Raw genomic sequence first — 7,801 nt, forward strand, 5'->3', positions numbered from 1 at the left:
TGAGCGCGGCCTGCAGCGCTTTCTGCAGCCGGCGCTCGTCGAGCGGGCACGACGCGTGGAGCCGCTCCTGGCGCACGCACAGCCCGTCCTGCTGCTCGATCAGCCGCTCGGCGATGCGGTTGCGCTTGATCACGCGGCCGTCCTCGTCGACGATCGCGGTGCCGACGTCGAGCCGGTCGACGGTGCCCGCGTACAGCGCGCGCTCGGCATCGAGTACGTCGAGCGCCGCATGCAGTTCGACCGCCCGCTGCAGGTGCGGCAGCAGCGTCGCGACCTGCGCGCGCTCGGCCGCGTCGAAATCGCGGCCGCCGTGCGCGCGACTCACGAAGAACGCGCATTCGACGCCGCGTTCGCCGCGCAGGTTCGCGCCGAGGATGTAGCGCAGGTCGAGCGGCTGCAGGTACTGCCGGTAGAAATCGTGCGCGCGCCACGCGGGTTCGCCGAACAGCCGGTCGGCCGTGAAGACCTGGCCGGGCGGCTGGTCGAGAAACGGGCACAACGCGTAGAACTGCTCGCTGTACGACGGCTCGCCGGGCAGCAGCGGGCCGTGTGCCGACGCGTTGATGATGAGCCCGTGCCGTGCGCCGCCCGGATTGCGCAGCACCAGCGTCGTGAAGCTCGCGTCGAGCCGCACGCGGACCGCTTCGAGGAAGCCGGCCCACGGGGTCGCTTCCGACGGGCCCTGATAGACGAGCCCGAGCCACGCGCTGAGTTCGCGCGCCGTCCACGCCGCGTCGTCGAAACCGTCGTGCGCGGCGGGGTCGCCGGGCGCCAGCGCGATGGGCATGCTCGTGTTCTCCTGGTCGGGATGAAGGATTCCCGGACCAGCATACCGGCCGGCTGGCGGCCCGCGTCATCCGAACGGAGTAGGCGACGCGGGCGAGCAGGCAGCCGCCGGGCTGCCCGCTCGCGGCGCTTACGCCGCGCGCTCGCGCAGCAGGTACGCGACGATGCGATCGGCCGCTTCCTCCGGCGACTCGGCGACCGTGTCGACACGCAGTTCGGCCTGCGCGGGCGGTTCGTACGGCGAATCGATGCCCGTGAAGTGCTTCAGCTCGCCGCGCCGCGCCTTCTTGTACAAGCCCTTCGGATCGCGTTCCTCGGCGACCGCGAGCGGCGTGTCGACGAACACTTCGACGAACTCGTCGGGGCCGACCAGCGCGCGCGCCATGTCGCGCTCCGCGCGGAACGGCGAGATGAACGACACGAGCGTGATGAGCCCCGCGTCGAGCATCAGCCGCGCGACTTCGGCGACGCGCCGGATGTTCTCCACGCGATCGGCCTCGGTGAAGCCGAGATCGCGATTGAGCCCGTGCCGCACGTTGTCGCCGTCGAGCAGGTACGTATGCTTGCCGAGCGCGTGCAGCCGCTTCTCGACGAGATTCGCAATCGTCGACTTGCCGGCGCCCGACAGGCCCGTCAGCCACACGATGCGCGGCGTCTGCGCCTTCTGCGCGGCACGCGCGGCGCGATCGACGTCGACGGCCTGCCAGTGCACGTTGTGCGCGCGGCGCAGCGCGAAGTGCAGCATCCCGGCGCCGACCGTGTCGTTGGTGACGCGGTCGATCACGATGAAGCCGCCGGTGTGGCGGTTGCGGTCGTACGGATCGAACGCAACGGGCCGGTCGAAGCTCAGGTTGCACACGCCGATCTCGTTGAGCGCGAGCGTGCGCGCCGCGAGATGCTCGCGCGTGTTCACGTCGATCTTGTACTTCGGCGTCGCGCAGGTCGCGCCGACCGTCTGCGTGCCGAGCTTCACCAGATACGGGCGGCCGGGCAGCAGCGGTGCGTCGTGCATCCACACGAGCGTCGCCTCGAACTGGTCGGCCACCTCGGGCGGCGCATCCGCGCGCGCGATCATGTCGCCGCGGCTGATGTCGATCTCGTCGGCGAGCGTGAGCGTCACCGCGTCGCCGGCGCGCGCGATGTCGCTTTCGCCGCCTTGCGTGATCACCGACGCGACGCGGCTCTCCTTGCCGGACGGCAGCACGCGCACGCGCTCGCCGACGCGGATCTCGCCCGATGCGATGCTGCCCGCGTAACCGCGGAAATTCAGGTGCGGGCGGTTGACCCACTGCACCGGCAGCCGGAACGGCTCGTCGCGGGTCACGCGTGCGGCGAGCGGCAAGGTGTCGAGATGCTGCATCAGCGTCGGGCCCGCGTACCACGGCATCCGCGCGCTCGGCGCGATCACGTTGTCGCCGCGCAGCGCCGACATCGGGATGCTGACGATCTCCGCCAGCCCGAGCTCGGCCGCGAATGCACGATAGTCGGCGTCGATGCGCTCGAACACGGCGCGGTCGTAGTCGACCAGGTCCATCTTGTTGATCGCGAGCACCACGCGCTTGATGCCGATCAGCGCGACGAGATGGCTGTGGCGGCGCGTCTGCGTGAGCACGCCCTTGCGTGCATCGATCAGGATCACGGCGAGATCGGCGGTCGATGCGCCGGTGATCATGTTGCGCGTGTACTGCTCGTGGCCGGGCGTATCGGCGACGATGAACTTGCGCCGCGCGGTCGCGAAGAAGCGGTAGGCGACGTCGATCGTGATCCCTTGCTCGCGCTCGGCCGACAGGCCGTCGACGAGCAGCGCGAAATCGAGTTCGCCGCCCTGCGTGCCGACCTTCTTCGAATCGGCCTCGAGCTGCGTGAGCTGGTCGTCGAACAGCATGTTCGATTCGTAGAGCAGGCGGCCGATCAGCGTGCTCTTGCCGTCGTCGACGCTGCCGCACGTGATGAAGCGCAGCAGGTCCTGGGTTTGCGTGTGCGCTTCGTCGGTAGCGCGTGAATCGGGTACGTCGTGCGCGAGCGCCTCGGGCGCGGTGAGAACGTGTGCCATCAGAAATATCCCTCCTGTTTCTTCTTTTCCATCGAACCGGCCGAATCGCTGTCGATCAGTCGCCCTTGCCGTTCGGACGTGCGCGTCTCGCGCATCTCCTGCAGGATGTCGTCGAGCGACGTCGCGTCACTGTCGATCGCCCCCGTCAGCGGATAGCAGCCGAGCGTGCGAAAGCGCACCTTGCGCATCTGCGCCACTTCGCCTTCGCGCAGCGGCAGGCGCTCGTCGTCGACCATGATCAGCGCGCCGTCGCGTTCGACTACGGGCCGTTCCTTCGCGAAGTAGAGCGGCACGATCGGGATGTCGTGAAGCTGGATGTACTGCCAGATGTCGAGCTCGGTCCAGTTCGAGATCGGGAACACGCGCAGGCTCTCGCCCTTGCGCTTGCGTGCGTTGTACAGCGACCAGAGCTCGGGGCGCTGGCGCTTCGGGTCCCAACGGTGCTGTTCCGAGCGCAGCGACACGATGCGCTCCTTCGCGCGCGATTTCTCCTCGTCGCGGCGGGCGCCGCCGAACGCGGCGTCGAAGCCGTAGTGATCGAGCGCCTGCTTGAGCCCCTGCGTCTTCCACACGTCGGTGTGCACGGCGGAGCCGTGCGTGAACGGATTGATGTCGTTCGCGACGCCGTCGGGGTTGATGTGCACGCGCAGGTCGAGGCCGAGGCGCGCGGCCGTCTCGTCGCGAAACGCGATCATCTCGCGGAATTTCCAGGTCGTATCGACGTGCAGCAGCGGAAAGGGCGGCTTCGCCGGGTAGAACGCCTTCATCGCGAGATGCAGCATGACCGAGCTGTCCTTGCCGATCGAATACAGCATCACCGGGTTCTCGCTCTCGGCGACCACCTCGCGCATGATGTGGATGCTTTCGGCCTCCAGCCGCTCCAAGTGGGTCAACATCGTTCGTCTCCTTGTTTCATGCCGGTGCCGCGCGACATGTGCGGCGTTTCGTGCATGACACCGACGGTATCGAGCGAGCGGCATGCCGATCTTCGTCCGGGTGGACTAAATCGCCGCACGGCGGTGGAGCGGATCTTTCCTTAGTCCACCCGGACGAAGTGGCGCGCGGCGGCGGCGCATAAGGTGAGCGCTCGACCATCGGCGGAGAGAACACATGACGGACGACACACGTGCCACGCAATTGCTTTCGGGCCAGACCTGGGCCGATTTCTGCGACACCCTGAAACGCAGCGGACAACAGATCCTGCGCGCCGAGGCGCCGGACGATCCGCTGACGCGTGCGGAAGGATTCCGCTACCTGAGCCGGCTGATGCGCATCGCGCTCGAAATGCACGTCGAGTTCGCGGACGGCGCGTGGCCGGGCTTTTTCTCGCCGTCGCACGAGACCGCGAAGATCGGCGCCGACAATCCCGACAACCTGTACCAGTACGCGCGTCTCGACGGCCGCTGCGAATACCGCGTGACGGGGCGGCGCGGCACGGTGGCCTACCTGAGCTTCGGCACGCAGAAGGGCGGCTACGAGACCGACGGCAAGATGCTGCAGACGGGCTTTCTCGATGCGAAGCAGCTCGAGATCGCGCCGGACGGCAGCTTCGAGATCGTGTTGAGCGAAACGCCGCGCGCGGGCAACTGGGTGCGCATGGAGCCGGGCACCAACGCGTTGCTGGTGCGCCAGACCTTCCTCGACCGTCGTGCGGAAACGCCGGCGCAGCTGAAGATCGAGCGCATCGGCGCCGACGATCGCCCGGCGCCGCTCGACCCGCTCGTGCTGCAGGGCGGCCTCACGCGCGCTGCGCAGTTCGTCGAGCAGACGTCGAAGCTGTTCGCGGACTGGGCCGCGAGCTACCGGTCGCACGTGAATGCGCTGCCACCCGCCGACCAGGCGCTGTGCCAGTCGGTCGGCGGCGACCCGAACATCTACTACTACCACTCGTGCTGGACGCTGGCGGACGACGAAGCGCTCGTGATCGACGTCGACACGGTGCCCGACTGCGACTTCTGGAACGTGCAGCTCAACAACTACTGGATGGAGTCGCTCGATTACCGGCACTTCGATATCTGCGTGAACAAGCACAGCGCACGGCTGAATGCGGACGGCGGCGTGACGGTGGTCGTCGCGGCCGCGCGGCCGGGTGACGCGAACTGGCTCGATACGGCTGGACATCGCACCGGCACGATCTGCTGGCGCTGGGTCGGTGCCGCACAGCCGGTGCATCCGCGCACGCGGGTCGTCAAGCTTGCAACGCTGAAGGAGGCCGCATGAACGCGCCGCTCGACCCGATCCGCTCGTCGCTCGACGCCGATGGACTGATTGCGGAGGCCGTGTCGCGCACGGGCGGCCTCACCGCGTTCGGCGACGGGCCGTATCGCGAGGCGCTCGACGTGATGTGCGCATCGCTGATAGATGAAGCGAACCTGTCCACGCGCGGCGCGGCGATGATGCGCGAGAAGCTCGTCGGCCAGCTCGTGAACCGGCTCGTTATCGAGTATTACTGCCGGCGTCATCCGGAAATCGCGGAGATCGAGATCGACGATCCGCTCGTGATCGTCGGCCTGCCGCGCACGGGTACGACGCTGCTGCAGCGCCTGCTGGCCGTCGACCCGCGCTTCCATGCTGCCGCGTGGTGGGAAACCCGCTACCCGGCGCCGCTCGCGGGCGAGACGCTCGCCGCGCCGGCGGTGCGCATCGCGCGTGCACAGGCCGAGGTCGCGACGATGATCGACTGCATCCCGCAGATCCTGACGATCCACCCGCTCGATGCGATGCTCGCCGACGAGGAGTTCATGCTGATGGAGCATTCGTTCGTGTGCGCGATGGATTCGTACGCGAACGTGCCGCGCTATACGGCATGGCTCGCGCAGCAGGATCTCACGCCGGTCTATACGTACCTGAAGCGGATGCTGCAGTTCCTGCAGTGGCAGAAGGCGCAGCGCGGCGTCGCGCCGGCCGCGCGCTGGCTGCTGAAGACGCCCCAGCACCTGCATGCGCTCGACGTGCTGTGCCGCGTGTTTCCGCGCGCGCAGGTCGTGCTCACGCACCGCGATCCGGCGCAGACGATTCCGTCGATGGCGAGCATGGCGCATACGTTGTGGCAGATGTATGCGGACGATCCGGATCCGCTCGCCGTCGGCGCGCAGTGGAACGCGGGGATGGCGCGCGCGATCGGTGCGGCGATGGCCGCGCGCGACGCGCTGCCGGCCGACCGCTTCCTCGACGTGCGCTTCGAGGACACGGTGTCGAATCCGCTCGGCGTTGCCGAGGCCGTGTACGCGTTTGCCGGGATGCCGCTCGATGCGCGGCAGCGCACGGCGATGACGGACTGGATGGCGCGCAACGGTCGCGACAAGCGTGCCGCACACGACTATTCGATCGCGCGCTTCGGCTTCACCGATGCGCAGCTTGCGCGCGACTTCGCCGCGTATCGCGCGCGGCACCTGCGGGCGGCCGGCTGACGCCGGACTCGCGAGACCCACGACAACCAGGAGACAACCCATGTTGCTGAAGGACAAGATCGTCGTGATTTCAGGGATCGGGCCGGGGCTCGGCGTGAAGCTCGCCGTCGAGGCCGCGCGCGAGGGCGCACGCGGCGTGGTCGTCGCGGCGCGCACGATGGAAAAACTCGACGACGCCGACGCGCGAATCCGTGCGCTCGGCGTCGGCTGCGATGTGCTGAAGGTGAAGACCGACATCACCGACCGCGCACAATGCCGGCAGCTCGCGACGCAGGCCGTCGAGCGCTTCGGCCGGATCGACGCGCTCGTGAACAGCGCGTTCGTGCACGGCACGTTTCCCGAACCGGTGGAAGAAGCCGACCTCGACGGCTGGCGTGCGGTGTTCGACACCAACGTGTTCGGTACGATGGCGCTCACGCAGGAAGTCGTGCCGCACATGAAGCGACAGAAGCGCGGCGCGATCGTGATGATCAACACGCAGGCGACCCGCAAGCCGTTTGCAGGGGAAGGCGGCTACGCTGTATCGAAGGGTGCGCTCGCGGTTGCGGCAAAATACCTGGCGCGCGAACTTGGCGTGCACGGCATTCGTGCGAACAGCATCCACATGGGGTGGATGTGGGGCGTGCCGACCCAGACGTATTTCCGGCAGGCGGCCGCCGAGTACGGCATGACGGAAGAGCAGATCATCGCGCCGATCGCGTCGAACATCGCGCTCGCGAAGCTGCCGACCGACGACGACTGCGCGCGTGCCGCGCTGTTCCTCGCGTCGGACTATGCGAACGCGGTGACGGGCGCGACGCTCGACGCGAACGGCGGCGATTTCATGCCCTGACGATGGAGCAAAGGATCATGCAGGACAACCACGACACACAACATTTCTTTGCGTTCAACGGCGACGCGGACGGGCTGTGCGCGCTTCAGCAACTGCGGCTGGCGGAGGGCGTGCACGGCACGCTCGTGACCGGCGTGAAGCGCGACATCAAGCTGCTCGAGCGGATCGACGCGCGGGCAGGCGACATCGTCACCGTGCTCGACGTGTCGCACGACCAGAATCGCGACGCGTGCGCGCGGCTGCTGCGCGACGGCGCGACGGTCCGCTATTTCGACCATCACTTCGCGGGCGAGCTGCCTGACGATCCGCGCTTCGACGCGCATATCGACACGGCAGCCGACGTCTGCACGAGCGCAATCGTGAACCGCTATCTCGGCGGCCGGCACGTGCGCTGGGCGATCGTCGCGGCGTTCGGCGACGAGTTGCCGGCGCTCGGCCACGCGCTCGCGCGCGAGCACGGGATTGGCGACGCCGAGCGCGACACGCTCGCCGAACTCGGGCTCTACCTGAACTACAACGCGTACGGCGAATGTGTCGGCGATCTGCATTTCGACCCGGCCGCGCTCGCCGACGCGATGCTGCCTTGCATCGACCCGCTCGATTTCGTGCGCGAGACGGCCGTGTTCGCCGCGCTGCGCGACGGCTACCGCGACGACATGGCGCGCGCGTGCGCACTCGCGCCGCTGCGCGAAGTGCCCGGTGCGACGCTGGTCCGGATGC

7 protein-coding genes are annotated in these 7,801 nt (G+C 68.2%); 4 read left to right on the top strand and 3 right to left on the bottom strand.

Annotated features, from left to right (window positions below; all coding sequences use genetic code 11):
* The 3 genes from G3N93_RS29100 to cysD all read right to left on the bottom strand — a co-directional run.
* The coding region (locus G3N93_RS29100) for a helix-turn-helix transcriptional regulator (protein ID WP_206134510.1) at positions 1-787 on the bottom strand (787 nt) is incomplete at its 3' end.
* Positions 788-916: 129 nt separating this feature from the next.
* Positions 917-2,839, bottom strand: coding sequence for a sulfate adenylyltransferase subunit CysN (gene cysN / locus G3N93_RS29105; protein ID WP_174946136.1), 1,923 nt, complete (start codon positions 2,837-2,839; stop codon positions 917-919).
* Complete coding sequence (gene cysD, locus G3N93_RS29110; RefSeq protein WP_174941774.1) at positions 2,839-3,819, bottom strand: sulfate adenylyltransferase subunit CysD; 981 nt, start codon at positions 3,817-3,819, stop codon at positions 2,839-2,841. The genes cysN and cysD overlap by 1 nt, the downstream gene beginning before the upstream one ends.
* Positions 3,820-3,949: 130 nt before the next feature.
* Between cysD and G3N93_RS29115 the strand changes: the two genes are divergently transcribed.
* The 4 genes from G3N93_RS29115 to G3N93_RS29130 all read left to right on the top strand — a co-directional run.
* Positions 3,950-5,059: a DUF1214 domain-containing protein gene (locus G3N93_RS29115; RefSeq protein WP_174941776.1), complete on the top strand. Its 1,110-nt coding sequence runs from the start codon at positions 3,950-3,952 to the stop codon at positions 5,057-5,059.
* The gene (locus G3N93_RS29120) at positions 5,056-6,249 is read left to right on the top strand and encodes a sulfotransferase (protein ID WP_174941778.1); all 1,194 of its coding nucleotides are present in this window, start codon (positions 5,056-5,058) and stop codon (positions 6,247-6,249) included. The genes G3N93_RS29115 and G3N93_RS29120 overlap by 4 nt, the downstream gene beginning before the upstream one ends.
* A 40-nt stretch (positions 6,250-6,289) precedes the next feature.
* On the top strand, positions 6,290-7,081 hold the full coding sequence (locus tag G3N93_RS29125) for an SDR family oxidoreductase (protein WP_174941780.1): 792 nt from the start codon (positions 6,290-6,292) through the stop codon (positions 7,079-7,081).
* Positions 7,082-7,098: 17 nt separating this feature from the next.
* Positions 7,099-7,801, top strand: a 703-nt coding sequence (locus tag G3N93_RS29130) for an acetyltransferase (protein ID WP_206134512.1), incomplete at its 3' end; no start/stop codon positions are given.

Source organism: Burkholderia sp. Se-20378 (assembly GCF_017104665.1).
Lineage (GTDB): Bacteria > Pseudomonadota > Gammaproteobacteria > Burkholderiales > Burkholderiaceae > Burkholderia > Burkholderia lata.